A 16,566-nucleotide genomic window follows, 5' to 3' on the forward strand; every position below is an offset into this window, starting at 1 on the left:
TCGCACCTCCCGGCGCCAGGTGCGCCGCGGCCGCGTGACGGACCGGATTAGGAGGGACGACGACGAAAGCCCCGCCGCGCCTTGACGGCGCGACGGGGCGTGTCCGCGGCGGCGTCGGGACCGCTGAGGGAGCGGTCCCGACGCCGGTGACGGGTGGGTCAGGCGGCGGGCGTCGCGCGGTGGCGTCGCACGCGGCGGACCACCATGAAGACGCCACCGAGGACCAGCAGGCCCACGACCACGGTCGAGACGATCTGGATGTAGACCCAGGTCGGCGGCGTGTAGTCCACCGTCGCACCCGGCGCCAGGCCGTCCATCGCATTCGAGTTCGCGACCGTGAACAGGATGTTGTGGGTCGCGTTGCGGATGTCCGTGACGGCCTTGGCGGAGGACGTGTCGCCGAAGGACTTCGACGGCTGGAACGTCAGCGTGAGGTCCGTGCCCGCGCTGATGCCCTGGTTGGGGTTCATGTACGGGTACAGGTTGAAGTCCGTGATCGCGAAGCCCTCGAAGCCCCACTCGTCGCGCAGCACGTTCGTCATGAGCGCCTCGGAGCCGCCGGTCCAGGTGGCGCCGATGCGGTTGAACGAGCTCATGATGCCGCCCAGGCCGATCGTGGTCTCCTCGATCGTGCCCTGGTCGTCCGCGATGTACGTGACGTCCATCGTGACGCCCTTGACGGCCATCTCGAAGGGCTTGAGGTAGATCTCACGGATGGTCTGCTCGGTCGCCCAGGTCGCCGGGCCGTTGTCGACGCGGTTGGTCTCCTGGTCGTTGAGCGCGAAGTGCTTGAGCGTGACGTACACGCCCTTGCTCGCGACGCCGTTGGCCACCGAGGTCGCCATCGCGCCCGAGAGGAACGGGTCCTCCGAGTAGTACTCGAAGTTGCGGCCCGCGAACGGCGAGCGGTGCAGGTTCACCGCGGGCGCGTACCAGCCGTTGATGCCCTTCTGGAGCGCCTCGTTGCCGAGCATCTCGCCCATGGCGGCGCCGAGCTCGACGTCCCAGGTCTGGGCGATGAGGAACTCCGACGGGTACGCGGTGCCGTTGATCGACGAGTTGATGAACGACGAGAAACCGGCGGGGCCGTCGGGCTCGAGCGTCGTGGGCTTGCCGATCGAGCCGATCGCGGCGGTCTGGTACGCGCCGTTGAGCAGCATGTCGGTCATCTCGCCGACGGTCAGCGAGTCGAGGAGCTCGTCCCACTGAGGGTCGTCCTTCGCCAGGCCGCGCATGTCGATGAGCGACAGGTCGGAGCGCTCGCCGGTCGTGGGCATGTCGCCCTCGAAGGCGTCCGCGGCGGCGGCGTAGTCCCACGCCTCGAAGCCTTCGACGGTCGCGTCGGAGGCGACCATCTGCTCGGCGCTCGGCGCGGTCGGGAAGGTGCCGGCGAAGTCCGCGCGGGACATCATCTGGACGGTGCCGTCGGCGCCGTCGGCGGTGAAGTTCGCCGAGACGTCGTCGAACTGGTTGGTGACCTCGGACGCGTCGGACGCGCGGTGGTCCTCACCGGAGTAGACGATGTCGGAGTCGACCGTGTAGGTGAAGGGCTCGGTGCCCTCCGCCACGGTGTGGGAGTCCGTGCGGACCGACAAGGCGTAGTCGCCGGCCTCGAGCACGTAGGCCGCGGCGTCCTGGTAGTCGTAGGACGCCATGTCCTCGACCGCGAGCTCGATGGTGACGGACTCGGACGCGCCGGGCTCGATCACGCCGGTCTTGTCGAAGCCGCCGAGGACCACCTCGGACTTCTCGATGCCGCCCGGGGTGTACGGCGCGGTGTAGTAGAGCTCGACCACGTCGCGGCCGGCCACGTCACCGGTGTTGGTGACCTCGACGGTGACCGCGATGGTGCCGTCGACGTCACCCGCCTCGGTGCCCGTGATCTCCCATGCGAAGTCGGTGTAGCTCAGGCCGTAGCCGAAGGGGTACACCACGGCCTCGTCGTAGTCGATGAAGCCCTCGGCCGCCGCGGTCTCGTAGTACCGGTAGCCGACGTAGATGCCCTCGGCGTAGTTGACGAACGGCGCGTTGGTGGTGACGGCGGCGTTCGAGGTCGCGGACTCGGTCGCGGAGACCGGGTACGACGCCTCGATGTTGTCGTAGAAGTAGCTGCCGAAGTTCTGGAACGTCGGGTCGGCGGTGAAGTCCGCGGCCCACGTGTCGACCGTGCGGCCCGACGGGTTGACGTCGCCCGAGAGGATGCCGCCGAGCGCGTCGAAGCCGGTGGCGCCGGGCGAGCCCGCGAGGATGATGGCGTCGACGCCGTCGTCCTGCTGGAGGTCGCCGAGCTCCATGGTGGTCGAGGCGTTGACCACCACGACCACGGTCTCGAAGCTCTCCTCCGCGAGGGCGATCATGTCCTTCTCGTCCTGGTTGAGCTCGAGCTGGTGCTGGCCCTCGACCGCGTTCTCGTCCCACCCGGTCATGTCGGTGGTGAGGTCGCCGCCCTCGCCGCCCGGGCGGGCGATGAAGACCACGGCCGCGTCGTCGTAGTCGGAGAACGTCGCGACCTGCGACTCGTACTGGTCGACCGGCAGCTCGCCGATGTCGTACGTCGAGATGTCGGGGCGGTCCATCTCGATGTAGCCGCGCTTGGTGTCCGCGGTGTACGCCTCGATGGTCTGGTACATCGCGTCGTTGATGGAGAAGCCGGCGTTCTCGAGGCCCACGCGAGGCGTGATGGCCGAGTTGGTGTCCACCGAGCCCGAGCCGGAACCACCGAAGACGGGGTCGGCAGCCGCGCGGCCCAGCATCGTCACGGCGGAGCCGGAGCCGAGCGGCAGCGCGTCGTCCTGGTTCTTCGCGAGGACCATGCCGCCCGCCGCGATCTCCTCGACCAGCGCATGCGCCGCGGCGTCGACCTCGTCGATGTCCGCGTAGTCCGCGTCGTAGTACGAGGTGTCCCAGCTGGCGGACTCGGCCGAGTTGGTGAACTCGTACGTGCCGTTGCCGAACTGCGAGGCGACCCAGCCGCCCGCGATGATCAGGGCCATGTTCGCGACGATGGTCAGCGCGACCACGAACGACAGAACAGGGATCCAGATCGACAGGTATGCCTTGTTGGACATCCGCTTCTTGGGAGCGGCGTCCTTCCTCGGGCGTGCGTTCACTACAGGGTCTCCTTCACAGCTGTACAGGGTGCGGCGGCGTCCCGACGGGACGGACCTGCCGCGGCGGCGACAGGGGGACGACGCGTGCGCATCGTCCCCCCGTCGCTCCCGGTGCGTGGAGCAGGCGTGCGCCTACTCGGTCACCTCGGTGATGGTGCCGTCCTGGTCGATCTGCCAGGTCTGGCCGGTGGCGGCCGAGTCGGCCTCGATCACGAAGTTGCCGCCGTCGATGGTCACGGTGCCGGTGACGCGCGAGGCGGCGTCGGTGGCGACGAAGGGCATGACCATGAGGCCGTACTTGATGGTGGGCGCGGAGACGTCGCTGGCCAGCATGACCTGGGCCCAGTCGTCGTCCGCGAGCGCGTCGAGGACCGCCTGGCGGGCGGTCTCGAGGTCGGTGGCGACGTCGACCGTGGTCTGCTCCTCGGCGGCGACATCGGCGGAGGCGCCCGCGTCGCTGCTGTCGCTCGAGCACCCGGCGAGCCCGAAGGCTCCGGTCGCGGCGAGGAGGATCGCGAGGCCGGTGGCCTGAAGCTTCTTGTTCATTCTTTCTGCTCCTTACTGGTGTCGAGCCGCGGAGCCTTCCCGCGGTCGGGGTCGCCCACCGTACCTCGCTTCGAGCCTGAGCCCGGCGGGACGTGTGGTGGGCGGGATGTGGCCGGCGGCGCTGCCGCCGGCCACATCCCTGGTACTGCGTGCCTACTTAGGAGATGACTCCGGAGTAGTTGAGGCCGAAGCCGTAGTCGTACGCGTTGCCGTCGGCGTCCGTGTACGGGGTCATGTCCTTGGCGACGTCCTCGAACTGCGCCTCGACGGTGTCCATGTCCGCGGGGAACTGGATCGGGAGACGGCCCGAGGGCTCGAACGCGCCGGTGACGATGTCGTAGAGAGCCTGGTCGGAGGTGCCGAAGCTGACCAGGATCGCGTCCGACTTGCCCTCGAACTCGGCCGGGATGGTCGGGTTCACGGCCTTGAGCGCGGTCACGACGGGGATGTCCTTGCCGCTGTCCTTGACGGCCTTGGCGGCCCGCTCGAAGGCGTCGAGGTCGGCCGCGTTGGTGATGTACGCGGTGTTGCCGAAGTACGAGCGGTTCTCCACGGTGCCGTCCTCGAGGATGTCACCCGAGATCGAGACCTTGCGGACGTTGTCACCGTCGGCCACGTACTCGCCGTACTGCAGCGTGATGGGCGTCCAGGTCTTGGTGCCGTCCTCGTTGGTGGTCATGCCCGCGTTGGTGAACGTGCCGCCCGAGTTCGGGGAGTCCATGCCCACGAGCACCAGGTCGACGTCGCTCAGGTCGGGAGCCGTGTAGCTCTTGACCGTGGTGCCGTCCTCCTCGTACTCGACCTCGTCGGTGACGACGGTGCCGAAGTACTGCGCGGCGACGTCGAGGTCCATGGTCGGACCCTCGGTGTAGGCGGCGGGGCCGAACAGGCCGCCGATGCCGATGTCGTACGACTGCGGGATGTAGACGGTCTTGTCGGACCAGTCCGTGCCGTCGCCGATCACGCCGGAGTTCTTCAGCATGACGATCGACGCGAGCTGCGCGTTGTAGCCGGCCTCGACCTTGTCATCCGAGGCGAGGACCGCCGCGGACTCCTCGGGGTCGAGGAAGGCCGACTCGTACAGGCCCGTCTGGAAGGACATGTTGAGGATGCGGGCGCCCGAGAGCTGGAAGCGGGTGTCCGCGTCCATGTCGAGCTCGCCCGCCTCGAACTTCTCCTGCCAGAGCTCGGCGCCCTCGAGGATGTAGGTCGCGTCGTTCACGCCGCCGAACATGTCGGTGCCGTTGGCGAGCACCTGCACGTAGCGCTCGGCGGGGGTCAGGTCCTCGGCGCCCCACGCGGTGCCGATGAAGGCGCCCTCGTCGGTGATGCCGGTCATGACGCCCCAGTCGGTGACGACGACGCCCTCGTAGGACAGGTCGCCGCGGAGGATCTCCATGCGGCCCGAGTCGTACGCGGTGCCCATGCGCTCGGCGCCGGTGAGCGGCTCGCCGTCCGCGTCGAGAGCGATCGAGTAGGCGGTCATGACCGCGGCCGAGTCGAGCGCCGCCGAGAACACCGAGACGTGCTCGTCGAGGTTGTCGCCCGGGTACACGCCGTACTTGCCGGACTCGGTGTGCGCCTCGCGGCCACCCTCGCCCGGACCGTCGCCCGCGAAGTGCTTGATCATGCCGTTGACGGACTCAGTGCCCCACTCGTCGGTGCCCTCGGAGCCCTGGAAGCCGTCGATGTACGCGGCAGTGAGCTCGGCGGCCTGGGCCGAGTCCTCACCGAACGTGCCGCCGACGCGGCTCCAGCGGGGCTCGGTCGCGAGGTCGACCTGCGGCGACAGCGCGGTCGAGATGCCGAGCGCGCGGTACTCCGCCGAGGCCATCTCGCCGAACTGCTGAGTGAACGACGCGTTGAAGGTCGCCGCGAGGCCCAGGTTCGACGGCCAGCGCGAGATGTCCGCGCCGTCCGCGTTGTAGCCGCCGGAGCCGGCGGTCGAGCGCGGGTCGGACGCGAAGTTCACGGGCACGAAGATGCCGGAGTCGGCCGCGAGGGTCTCGACGAAGGCCTGCATCTCGTTGACCCACGGCACGGTGGTGGCCGCGTCCGAGCCGGCGGCGTTGAGCACCGCGCGGAGGTTCGAGCCCTCGAGGTACTCCTTCTGCGCGTCGGTCAGGCCGTCGGCAGGCGAGCGCTCGTGCGAGCTGAAGAGCATCAGACCGGCGATCTGCTCGATCGTCATCTGCGACGCGAGGTCGGCAGCGCGGTCGGTCGAGTCGACGCGCCAGTCCTCCCACGTGTCGAGCGTGCCGTTGCCGTTCATGTCCTTGAACGCGTAGGTCGCGCCGTCGATCTCCTCGTCGATGAGGGTGACGCCGCTGTCGACGCCGTAGGTGAGGTCGGGGCCGTCACCCGGGTTGTCCACCTTGACGAACGTGGTGGTGCCGTCGGTGACCTCGCTGGTGGTGTACGAACCGGTCGCCGCCTCGGCGGACGGGCTCGCATCGTCGGACGTGCTGCCCGTGCAACCCGCCAGCGTGATCGCGATCCCCAGGCCCGCGAATGCCGCGACGCCCTTGATCTGCGTAGGCCTCATGCGTGTCCCCTTCGTCATCATTGACTGCATCGGTATCTCCTCGTCGACCGGCGGCGCCGGTCCAGTTGCCGCGCGATGCGCGGTCGTGGCTCGCACCCAGGACGGCCACAGCGACCGCCGGTGTGCTGAACGGCAGTCAATCAGCGTGCCCCGGCCCGGCAGCACCGGCCTGCACAACCTGTCGATCAGCGCGCACAACCTGTGACACAGGCGGCCGGCCGTGACCGTTCCGTTATCACCGCGTGACCGCGCCGAGACGTCGTCGGCGCCGCCGCCGCGAGGCCTGCGCACCCCCGGACATGCCTGGCACACCGCGCCATCGGCGCGAAGCGGGTGCCACGCAGGAGCGCGTCAGCCGCGCCGCACGCGCACGTCGCCGGCGTGGACGATGCGGTCCTCGCCGCCGGCGGTGCGCACCACGAGCGCGCCAGCAGGCGACAGCGCCACGGCCCGGCCGGCCACGGGCACGCCACCCGGCACGTCGACGGCGACGTCCCATCCGAGGGTCGCCGTGACGCGCTCGACCTCGGCGCGCAGGTCGGCGCCGGCGTCCCACAGCGCCACCGCGCCGCGCAGCTCCGCCGCCAGCGCACGCATGAGCGCGACGCGGTCCAACCCCGTCGCGCCCAGCGACGCGAGCGACGCGGCGTGGGGCACGGGGAGCTCGGCCGGCGCCTGGGACACGTTGATCCCGATGCCGGCCACGATCGCATCGTCCGCCGTGGTCTCGCACAGGATCCCCACGGCCTTGCGCCAGCGTCCCCAGCCGGCGATCTCGCGCGCGCCGGACTCGACCACCACGTCGTTGGGCCACTTGAGCCACGCGCCGACGCCGAGCGTGCGCAGCGCACGCACCGTCGCGAGCCCCACGACCAGCGGCGCCCAGCCGTAGTCCACGCGCGCGACGTGCGCGGGCCTCAGCACGAACGACGCCGTGAGCGCCGCCCCCTGCGGCGTCACCCACGCGCGGCCCGCGCGCCCGCGTCCGGCCGTCTGATGGTCGGCGACCAGCGCGGACAGGTGGGGCCACTCCCCCGGCTCGCGCGCGGCGGCCTCGAGCAGGCGCGAGTTGGTCGAGGGCGACGAGGGCACGACGACGAGGCGGGACAGCGTGCCCGGCACCAGCGACGCGAGCGCCGCCTCGGTCAGGGGACGGCGCGACGCGGCTGCCGCATCGGCCCCGGGTGTGCTCACCGGGCTAGGCTAGCGGCCAGTCCTACCCCCCAAGGAGAACAGTGGCACCGATGAGGCCCGCGAAGACGACCGCGTCCGCGCTCGAGGACCTGCGCAAGAAGGTCGACGCCGCCGTCACCGCCCCCGAGGCGACGGCGCAGGAGAAGCAGCACGCGCGCGGCAAGAAGACGGCGCGCGAGCGCGTCGAGCAGCTGCTCGACGAGGGCTCCTTCACCGAGCTCGACCGCCTCTCCCGCCACCGCAGCCGCAACTTCGGGCTCGACCGGAACCGTCCGTTCGGCGACGGCGTGGTGACGGGCTACGGCACCATCGACGGCCGCCAGGTGGCGGTGTACTCGCAGGACTTCACGGTGTTCGGCGGCTCGCTCGGCGAGGTGCACGGCCAGAAGATCGCGAAGATCCAGGACTTCGCGCTGCGCACCGGCGTGCCGCTCATCGGCATCTCGGACGGCGGCGGCGCGCGCATCCAGGAGGGCGTCGCGGCGCTCACGCAGTTCGCGGAGATCTTCCGCCGCAACGTCGCCGCGTCGGGAGTGATCCCGCAGATCTCGATCATCCTCGGCCCGTCCGCGGGCGGCGCGGTGTACTCCCCCGCGCTGACGGACTTCATCGTGATGGCGGACGGCACGTCGCAGATGTTCATCACGGGCCCGGACGTCATCAAGTCCGTGACGGGCGAGAACGTCACGTTCGAGGAGCTGGGCGGCGGCCAGGCGCACAACGTGAGGTCCGGCGTCGCGCACTATCTCGCGCAGGACGAGGACGACGCGATCGAGTACGTCCAGCATCTGCTCCAGTACCTGCCGCAGAACAACCTCACCGACCCGCCGACGTGGGACGGGGAGGCCGACCTCGAGCCGAACGAGACGGACCTCGCGCTCGACACCCTGGTGCCCGACAGCGACAACCAGCCGTACGACATGACGGCGCTCATCGAGGCCGTGGTCGACGACGGCGCGTTCCTCGAGGTCCAGCCGCTGTTCGCGCCGAACGTCGTGGTGGGCTTCGGCCACGTCGAGGGCCACTCCGTCGGCATCGTCGCGAATCAGCCGATGCAGATGGCGGGCACGCTCGACATCAACGCGTCCGAGAAGGCCGCCCGCTTCGTGCGCACATGCGACGCCTTCAACATCCCCATCGTCACGCTCGTGGACGTGCCCGGCTTCCTCCCGGGCGTGAACCAGGAGCACCAGGGCATCATCCGACGCGGCGCGAAGCTCATCTACGCCTACGCGGAGGCCACCGTGCCGCTCATCACGGTCATCACGCGCAAGGCCTACGGCGGTGCGTACATCGTGATGGCGTCGAAGCAGCTCGGCGCGGACGTCAACCTCGCGTGGCCCACCGCCCAGATCGCCGTCATGGGCGCGGGTGGCGCCGTCAACATCCTCCACCGCCGCACCCTCGCGGACGTCGCGGCGACGGGCGGCGACGTCGAGGCCGAGCGCCAGGCGCTGGTCGAGGACTACGAGGACCGCATCGTCAACCCTTACGACGCCGCCGACCGCGGCTACGTCGACGCGGTGATCGAGCCGTCCGAGACGCGCGGGCAGATCGTCAGGGCGCTGCGCGCGCTGCGCAGCAAGCGCGCCGCGCTCCCGCCCAAGAAGCACGGGAACATCCCCCTGTGAGCGAGGACGCGGTCAACGCTGCCGCGGGCCTCCGCGTCGTCCGCGGCACGCCGGACGATGCGGAGCTGGCCGCGCTCGTGGCCGCCGCGGCCGCGATGGTCGCGGCGGGCGACGACGCGGAGCAGCCGGGCGACCCCCGTTCCGCGTGGATGGACCGCTCGCGGACGATGCGCGGCGACCACGGCCCGCTCCCGTTCGGCCGCGGCGACGGCGCCTGGCGCCACTCGCTCCGCTGACATGGCCCGGGCGCGCCTCGATCCGCGGCACCGCTGGAAGGTCGCGGCGCTGGTCGCGATCCCGTCGCTGCTGGCCGCGCCGTGGGTCGTGGTGACCGCGCAGACCTCGGCCGCGGTGCGCCCCGCCGCCGCGACCGGCTTCGCCCATGCTGACGCCGCGCTCGTGCTGGGCGCGGGGGTGCGCGCCGACGGCAGCCCGTCGCCCTTCCTCCTCGACCGGGTGACGGTCGCGGCGGAGCTGTACCGGTCGGGCGCGGTCGACACGCTCCTCATGAGCGGCGACGGGGAGGACTCGTCGGGCTTCGGCGAGCCGACCGTGATGCGCGGTCTCGCGGAGTCGATGGGCGTGCCGGCGGAGGCGATCGTCGAGGACCCGCTGGGCCTCGACACGTACTCCTCGTGCGTGCGCGCGCACGACGAGTACGGCCTGGGCTCCGTCATCGTCGCGACGCAGCAGTTCCACCAGGCCCGCGCGGTGTGGCTGTGCGACCAGGTCGGGATGGACGCCCAGGGCGCCTACCCGTCCCCCACCGCGACGCGCCACACCCTGCTCGGACACGTCCGGGAGGTGCCAGCGATCGCGAAGTCGATGGTCGACCTCGCGCGCGGGCGCGCGCCGGAGGCGGGGTGACGATGCGAGCCGTGGCAGCCGCCGCCGGCGCCGCCCTCGCGGCGCTCGCCGCGCCGCAGGCCTATGCCCGCGCATCGTCCCTGGGGCGGCGGCATCCGACCGCGTCGGAGGCGTTCGTCCCGGCGGACGCGGCGCTGGTGCTGGGCGCGCGCGTGTGGCCCGATGGCCGCCCGTCGCGCGCGCTGCGTCAGCGGGTCGAGACCGGCGCGGCGCTCTACCACCGGGGGCTGGTGCCCCTGCTCGTCCTCACCGGCGCCGCGAGCAACCGCGAGGGGCTCGACGAGACCGAGGCGATGGAGCGCACCGCGCTCGCCCTCGGCGTGCCGCGCGAGGCGCTCGTGCGCGACGGATCCGGCCACGACACCCGCGCCTCGGCGCGGAACGCCCGCGACGCCCTGGGACTCGCGAGCGTCATCGTCTGCACGCAGGAGTTCCATGTGCCGCGCGCGATGTGGCTGTGCCGGAGCGTCGGGATCGACGCGCAGGGCGCCTACCCGCCGGTGCTCGCACATCGTCACACCGCGCTCGGCTACGTCCGCGAGCTCCCGGCGACGTGGAAGGCGGCCCTCGAGATCGCGCGCGACTCCGTGGCGCCCGACGACGCGCCGCGCTGAGCCCTCCCCCTGGCGTGGTGGGACAGCGTGCTCCACCATGGGAGCATGCCGTCCCGATGGTCCATCGCCTCCGAGGACTCGTTCCTGTCGATCGCCAGCAAGGGTTCGACGCTGTCGATCCTGTCGGTGGGGAGCTTCGCGTCGATCGGGTCGATCGGCTCGGCTTGGTCCGCGTTCAGCATCGCCAGCACCGCGAGCATCGGATCGGCGATGTCGTTCGCCTCGCGTGGCACCGTGATGGCCTCACGCGCGAACGGCCATGTCATGGCGACGGCGCGGCCGGGCCCGGCCGGTCGCTGGGTCGTCGTGCAGGGACTCCTGGTAGGTGCACTGGCGATGGCCGCGATCGTCGGCACCCGCCGGGGGCGCGTGAGCCCGCAGGACGGCTAGGCAACGGCCCGCGCATCGGCCCGCTCGGCGCGTCGCCGCGCGGGTCAGACCGCGGCGCGCGTCGCAGGCAGGCCCGCCGTCATCGCATCGAGCGCGTCCCGGATGAGCGCGAGCTGGGCGTCGTCCAGGGCGGCGAGCTGCGCGCGGCGCTGGATGCGCGCGGTGCCCACGATCTCCATCGCGAGGTCGCGCCCCTCGGGCGTGAGGGTGAGCCTGCGGATGCGACGGTCGGTCGGGTCCTCGTGGCGGTCGAAGATGCCGCGCTGGACCATGCGCTGCACGATGCCGGTGGCGACCGAGGGGTGGACGCCGACCGCCTCCGCGAGGTCCGTGGTCGTGCACCCGTCCTCGGCGTACAGGATCACGACGGCGCGGAACTGGTGGAGCGTGAGCCCCATGTGGGAGACGGTCTCCGCGAGCGACGGCACCGACTTCCGAAGGAAGACGACCAGCGACTCGCACGCCGCCTCCAGCAGGTCATCGCGCTCGCTCATGGTGCTCCCCCCTTCGCCGCATCCCCTCGGCAAAGCCCACTATAGCCGCGTTATACAGGCCCTTTGTACGGACCAATGCGACACATCAGATATACACCCCGCGGCAATTGTCCACGCGACAAATAGCGAACCCGGGTGCGTCGTCAGCAGTCGAGGCGGCCGCCGCCGTCGGCGACGATGGTGGCGAGGATGCCGTGCAGCTGCGCGACCTGCTCGTCGCTGAGCGCGCCCAGGTGTGAGACGAACCCGCGCTCGGCCTCGTCGATCGCCTCGTCGACGAGCGCGATTCCCGCGGCCGTGAGCGACAGCAGACGCACCCGGCCATCCTCGGGCGACGAGGCGCGCTCGATCCATCCGCGATCCACGAGGCGCTGCACCACGCCGGTGGCGATGTTCGGCTTGAGCCCGAGCGTGTCCGCCGCGTCCGCGGTCGCGACGCCCGGCTGGCCGTGCAGGAGGACCAGCAGGTGGAACTGCACGGGCGTGAGCCCCTCGGCGACGAGCGTCCGCGAGTGGTCGCGGATCGAAGCCCGCATGACCTGCCGCTGCAGCTCGAGGATGCCCGTGATCGCCACGTCCCGGTCCATGCCGCCCTCGTCACATAGTTCGCCTCACACGAACTTGATAGTTCGCGTCACTAGAAGTACCCTAGCGGACATCCCACCGTCGGGACGTCCCCCTCCCCCTCTCCCAGGAGACCTCCGTGTCCAAGCAACCCGCCGCGCCCGCGTCGAGCCTCGACGATGCCCTCGCCGAGGGCATCTCCGAGCGCACCTACCGCCGCCGCTGGGCGATCCTCGCGACGCTGTGCTTCGCGCTCATGACCGCGATGATCGCGAACATGAGCCTCAACCTCGCGCTGCCTGATCTTGCGGTCGAGTTCGAGCTCACGCAGCTGCAGATGACCTGGGTGGTCGAAGCCTTCGCGCTCGTGTTCGCCTCGCTGCTCTTCGTCGCGGCGGCGATCGCCGACCGCTACGGGCGCAAGCGCACCATGATGGTCGGCCTCGCGATCTTCGTGATCGCCTCGCTGTACGCGCCCTTCCTCGCGCAGACCGGCGGCGAGCTCATCGCCTCGCGCGCCTTCATGGGCATCGGCGGCGCGCTCGTCATGCCCACCACGCTCTCGCTCGTGAACGTGGTCTTCCCGTCGAAGGAGCGCCCCAAGGCCATCGCGATCTGGTCGGCGGTCGCGGGCGTCGGCATGATGCTCGGCTCGGTCCTCACCGGCGTGCTGCTGCACTTCTTCGACTGGCACGCGGCATTCCTCCTGGGCGCCGTGTTCGGCCTCGTCGCCCTGCCCGTGACCGCGCGCATCGTCCCCGAGTCGGTGGACGAGAAGCGCACGCCCGTCGACTGGCTCGGCGGCGCGCTCATCACGGTCGCGCTCGCGGGCATCGTCTACACGATCATGGAGGTGCCCTCGCACGGGTGGGACGACGCCCTCACGGTGGTGGCGGCCGTCGCCGGGGGCGTGTCCCTCGCGCTGTTCCTCGCGTGGCAGGCACGTGCACGCTTCCCGATGATCGACCTCGCGCTGTTCCGCAGCTCGCGGTTCTCGCTGTCCGTCGTCTCGGTGACCCTGACGTTCTTCGCGATGATGGGCGCCTTCTTCGGCATGACCCAGATCTTCCAGCTGGTGATGGGCTACAGCGCCCTCACCACGTCGGTCGCCTTCATCCCGTCGATGCTGCCCATGATGATCGTCGGCCCGATGATCCCCAAGCTGGTCGAGAAGGTGGGCACGCGCTGGACCGTGGTCCCCGGGCTCGTCATCATCGCGGGCGGCTTCCTGCTCATGACGACGTGGCCCACGGTGCCGTCGTACTGGGACTTCCTCATCGCGATGAGCACGGTCACGCTCGGCATGGCGATGGTCATGACCCCGGCGACGAACATGATGATGTCCTCGGTCCCGCGCAACCGCTCGGGCATGGGCTCCGCGATGAACGACACGACGCGCGAGCTGGGCGCCTCGCTCGGCGTGGCGGTGCTCGGCTCGATGATCGCGAACGCCTACACCTCGAACATCGCCCCCGTGGCGGAGCAGCTGCCCGCCGAGGTCTCGGGCGTGGTCCAGGACTCGCTCGCCGGCGCGATCGCCGTCACCGCGGAGATGGGCGACGCGGGCGCCGCGATCGCCGAGGCGGCCCGCACGGCGTTCATGGACGCGAACCAGCACTCCATGCTCATCTCCGCGATCATCGCGGGCGTGACCGCCGTCATCATGCTCATCGCGCTGCCGCGCGGCGAGCGCTCCCTCAGCGCCGAGCCCGCGGAGGATGCCGATGCGGCGCTCGAGCCCGAGCTGGCCGGGGACGCCACCGCCTGACCCGCTCCGCGTCCTGGCGGGACCTGCGGGTCCCGCCAGGACGCGGAGCGTCCGCACCCGAGCAACTAGGCTCGCACCCATGCCCGTCCCCCTCCTGCTCGCCTCGCAGTCCCCCGCCCGCCTCGCGACCCTCAGGTCCGCGGGCGTCGACCCGGACGTCATCGTGTCCGACGTCGACGAGGACGCCGCCCTGGACGCGGCCCGCGCCGCCGCGGCGGTCGCGGGCGAGGCCCTCGCCCCGGCAGATGCGGTGCTCGCCCTCGCGCGCGCCAAGGCCGAGCACGTGGTCGCGGAGTATGAGTGCGAGGCGATCGTGCTCGGTTGCGACTCGATGCTCGAGCTCGACGGCGAGATCCTGGGCAAGCCCGCGGACGCCGCGACCGCGGTCCGCCGGTGGCGCACGATGCGGGGCCGCACCGGCGTGCTCCACACCGGGCACTGGCTGGTCGACGACCGCGAGGGCGGCACGAGCGGGACGCTCGGCGCCACCTCGTCCACCGTGGTGCGCTTCGCGGCTCTCACCGACGCGGAGATCGACGCCTATGTGGCGACCGGCGAGCCGCTGCGGGTCGCCGGAGCCTTCACCGTCGACGGGCTCGGCGGGCCGTACGTCGAGGCGATCGAGGGCGACCACCACGGCGTGGTCGGCGTGAGCCTGCCGCTCCTCCGCCACCTCCTCGCGGACCTGGGAGTCGCGTTCCACGAGCTGCGCGGCTGACCCCGGCTCCCCGCGCGTTTGTAGGCGCGGCACAACCTACGCGCCCGTAGGGCGGCGGAGCCCGGCAATCCTTTGTGGGAACCCCACAAGCCAGGCGCCACGCGCTTAGAGGCGCGCACAGACTTAGGTCCCGGTACCGCCGCGTGCGCCGGATGCCGTCAGGCCCCGCGCTACCGTTTCGGGGTGACCGCCTTCTCCTCCGTGCTCATCGCGAACCGTGGCGAGATCGCCGTCCGCATCATCCGCGCCTGTGCGGACGCGGGACTGCGCTCGATCGCCGTCTACGCGGACCCCGACCGCGACGCGCCGCACGTCTCCCTCGCCGACGAGGCGTACGCGCTCGGCGGCGCGACCGCACGTGAGACCTACCTCGACATCGCGAAGATCATCGACGCCGCGCGCCGCTCGGGCGCCGAGTCCGTCCACCCCGGCTACGGCTTCCTCGCGGAGAACTCGGACTTCGCGCGTGCCGTGATCGACGCCGGACTCACCTGGATCGGCCCCTCGCCCGAGGCGATCGACGGGCTCGGCGACAAGGTCAGCGCACGCCACATCGCGCAGCGCGCCGGCGCCCCGCTGGTGCCCGGCACCCCCGATCCCGTCGAGTCGGCCGACGAGGTGGTCGCCTTCGCACGCGAGCACGGCCTGCCCGTCGCTATCAAGGCGGCCTTCGGCGGAGGCGGACGCGGCCTCAAGGTCGCGCGCACGCTCGACGAGATCCCCGAGCTGTTCGACTCGGCCACGCGCGAGGCGGTCGCGGCCTTCGGCCGCGGAGAGTGCTTCGTCGAGCGCTTCCTCGACCGTCCCCGCCACGTCGAGACGCAGTGCCTCGCGGATGCGCACGGCAACGTCCGGGTGGTCTCGACGCGCGACTGCTCGCTCCAGCGCCGCCACCAGAAGCTGGTCGAGGAGGCGCCTGCGCCGTTCCTCACCGACGCCCAGAACGCCCGCCTGATCGAGGCATCGGAGGCGATCCTCAAGGAGGCCGGCTACCAGGGCGCGGGCACGTGCGAGTTCCTCGTCGGCGTGGACGGCACCATCAGCTTCCTCGAGGTCAACACGCGCCTCCAGGTCGAGCACCCCGTCACCGAGGAGGTCACCGGCGTCGACCTGGTCCTCGAGCAGTTCCGCATCGCGGCGGGCGGGTCCATCGCGGACCTCGCGCCCGAGACCCGCGGACACTCGATCGAGTTCCGCATCAACGGCGAGGACCCCGCGAACGGCTTCATGCCCGCCCCCGGCCGCCTCACCACCCTGCGCTTCCCTTCCGGCCCCGGCGTCCGCGTGGACGCGGGCGTCGCCGAGGGCGACACCGTGTCGGGCAACTTCGACTCGATGATCGCCAAGGTCATCGTCACGGGCGCGACGCGCGACCAGGCGCTCGCCCGGGCCCGCCGCGCGCTCGCGGAGATGACCGTCGAGGGCATCCCGACCGTGGTGCCGTTCCACCGCGCCGTGCTGGACGCACCGCAGTTCGCGGCCGCCTCGGGCGACTTCGGCGTGTACACGACCTGGATCGAGTCGGAGTTCACCGCCACCCTCGCGACCCTCGCCGCGCCGCCTGCATCGTCCCCCTCGGCCCCCGAGGAGGACGAGGTCGAGGCCACCGAACGCGTGGTGGTCGAGGTCGGCGGCAAGCGGCTCGAGGTGGTGCTGCCAGCGTCGCTCGCGCGTGCAGGTCGCGCCAACGCGCGCGCCGCGGGGCGCCGGCCGATGCGCAGGACGGGCAACGGCGCGGGGCGCTCCGCCACCGGCGCGACGCTCGCATCCCCCATGCAGGGCACCATCGTCAAGGTCGCGGTCGAGGAGGGCGCGACCGTCGCCGAGGGCGACCTCGTGGTGGTCCTCGAGGCCATGAAGATGGAGCAGCCGCTCACCGCCCACCGCGCGGGCGTCGTGCGCTCGCTGTCAGCCTCCGTCGGCGCGGGGGTCTCGGCCGGCACGGCGATCTGCGAGATCGTCGACGCCGAGGCCTGACCTCCCGCCGCCGGCTTTCCGGCACGCTGCGCCACCGTTGCGTGGTGCGCCTACCAGGGGCGACGCCTCGCCGCCGAGGATTTACGCAACGATGACGTTGGCTATATTTGACACTGCCCAGGCGGCGCCCCTACGCTCGCGGGAGCAC

At 71.4% G+C, this 16,566-nt stretch carries 14 protein-coding genes; 8 read left to right on the forward strand and 6 right to left on the reverse strand.

Annotation, left to right across the window (positions count from 1 at the left end; genetic code table 11):
* Positions 1-158: 158 nt before the first annotated feature.
* The 4 genes from AOM09_RS09405 to AOM09_RS09420 all read right to left on the reverse strand — a co-directional run bounded on the left by AOM09_RS09405 (position 159) and on the right by AOM09_RS09420 (position 7,395).
* Positions 159-3,110, reverse strand: a complete 2,952-nt coding sequence (locus AOM09_RS09405) for a glycoside hydrolase family 3 C-terminal domain-containing protein (protein WP_228375107.1) — start codon at positions 3,108-3,110, stop codon at positions 159-161.
* 132 nt (positions 3,111-3,242) lie between these two features.
* Positions 3,243-3,656, reverse strand: coding sequence for a hypothetical protein (locus AOM09_RS09410; protein WP_062387309.1), 414 nt, complete (start codon positions 3,654-3,656; stop codon positions 3,243-3,245).
* A 157-nt stretch (positions 3,657-3,813) separates the two neighbouring features.
* Positions 3,814-6,201: a glycoside hydrolase family 3 protein gene (locus tag AOM09_RS09415; protein WP_228375108.1), complete on the reverse strand. Its 2,388-nt coding sequence runs from the start codon at positions 6,199-6,201 to the stop codon at positions 3,814-3,816.
* Between the two features lie 351 nt (positions 6,202-6,552).
* Complete coding sequence (locus AOM09_RS09420; protein WP_082099001.1) at positions 6,553-7,395, reverse strand: biotin--[acetyl-CoA-carboxylase] ligase; 843 nt, start codon at positions 7,393-7,395, stop codon at positions 6,553-6,555.
* A 50-nt stretch (positions 7,396-7,445) separates the two neighbouring features.
* Here AOM09_RS09420 and AOM09_RS09425 point away from each other — a divergent pair, with 50 nt between their 5' ends.
* From AOM09_RS09425 to AOM09_RS14975, 5 genes are read left to right on the forward strand one after another with little or no spacing between them, the layout of a single operon-like run.
* A complete protein-coding gene (locus tag AOM09_RS09425) occupies positions 7,446-9,026 on the forward strand; it encodes an acyl-CoA carboxylase subunit beta (RefSeq protein WP_062387315.1) in 1,581 nt (526 codons plus the stop codon).
* Positions 9,023-9,262, forward strand: coding sequence for an acyl-CoA carboxylase epsilon subunit (locus AOM09_RS09430; RefSeq protein ID WP_062387318.1), 240 nt, complete (start codon positions 9,023-9,025; stop codon positions 9,260-9,262). Before AOM09_RS09425 ends, AOM09_RS09430 begins: the two co-directional genes overlap by 4 nt.
* A gap of 1 nt (position 9,263) precedes the next feature.
* Positions 9,264-9,893 (forward strand): SanA/YdcF family protein, encoded by a 630-nt coding sequence (locus AOM09_RS09435; protein WP_062387320.1) that lies wholly within the window; start codon positions 9,264-9,266, stop codon positions 9,891-9,893.
* Positions 9,894-9,904: 11 nt separating this feature from the next.
* A complete protein-coding gene (locus AOM09_RS09440) occupies positions 9,905-10,507 on the forward strand; it encodes a SanA/YdcF family protein (RefSeq protein WP_062387323.1) in 603 nt (200 codons plus the stop codon).
* A 45-nt stretch (positions 10,508-10,552) separates the two neighbouring features.
* The gene (locus AOM09_RS14975) at positions 10,553-10,897 is read left to right on the forward strand and encodes a hypothetical protein (RefSeq protein ID WP_082099003.1); all 345 of its coding nucleotides are present in this window, start codon (positions 10,553-10,555) and stop codon (positions 10,895-10,897) included.
* A 44-nt stretch (positions 10,898-10,941) separates the two neighbouring features.
* On the opposite strand, the gene AOM09_RS09450 is transcribed toward AOM09_RS14975, so the two are convergent.
* Positions 10,942-11,391, reverse strand: a complete 450-nt coding sequence (locus AOM09_RS09450) for a MarR family winged helix-turn-helix transcriptional regulator (RefSeq protein ID WP_062387326.1) — start codon at positions 11,389-11,391, stop codon at positions 10,942-10,944.
* Between the two features lie 143 nt (positions 11,392-11,534).
* The gene (locus AOM09_RS09455) at positions 11,535-11,978 is read right to left on the reverse strand and encodes a MarR family winged helix-turn-helix transcriptional regulator (RefSeq protein ID WP_062387330.1); all 444 of its coding nucleotides are present in this window, start codon (positions 11,976-11,978) and stop codon (positions 11,535-11,537) included.
* A 116-nt stretch (positions 11,979-12,094) separates the two neighbouring features.
* Between AOM09_RS09455 and AOM09_RS09460 the strand changes: the two genes are divergently transcribed.
* From AOM09_RS09460 to AOM09_RS09470, 3 genes are all read left to right on the forward strand, one after another.
* A complete protein-coding gene (locus AOM09_RS09460) occupies positions 12,095-13,723 on the forward strand; it encodes an MFS transporter (protein WP_062387333.1) in 1,629 nt (542 codons plus the stop codon).
* 79 nt (positions 13,724-13,802) lie between these two features.
* Complete coding sequence (locus AOM09_RS09465) at positions 13,803-14,441, forward strand: Maf family protein (protein WP_062387336.1); 639 nt, start codon at positions 13,803-13,805, stop codon at positions 14,439-14,441.
* 183 nt (positions 14,442-14,624) lie between these two features.
* Complete coding sequence (locus AOM09_RS09470; protein ID WP_156162319.1) at positions 14,625-16,418, forward strand: acetyl/propionyl/methylcrotonyl-CoA carboxylase subunit alpha; 1,794 nt, start codon at positions 14,625-14,627, stop codon at positions 16,416-16,418.
* Positions 16,419-16,566 lie beyond the last annotated feature (148 nt).

It is taken from the genome of Demequina iriomotensis (genome assembly GCF_000971395.1).
Lineage (GTDB): Bacteria > Actinomycetota > Actinomycetes > Actinomycetales > Demequinaceae > Demequina > Demequina iriomotensis.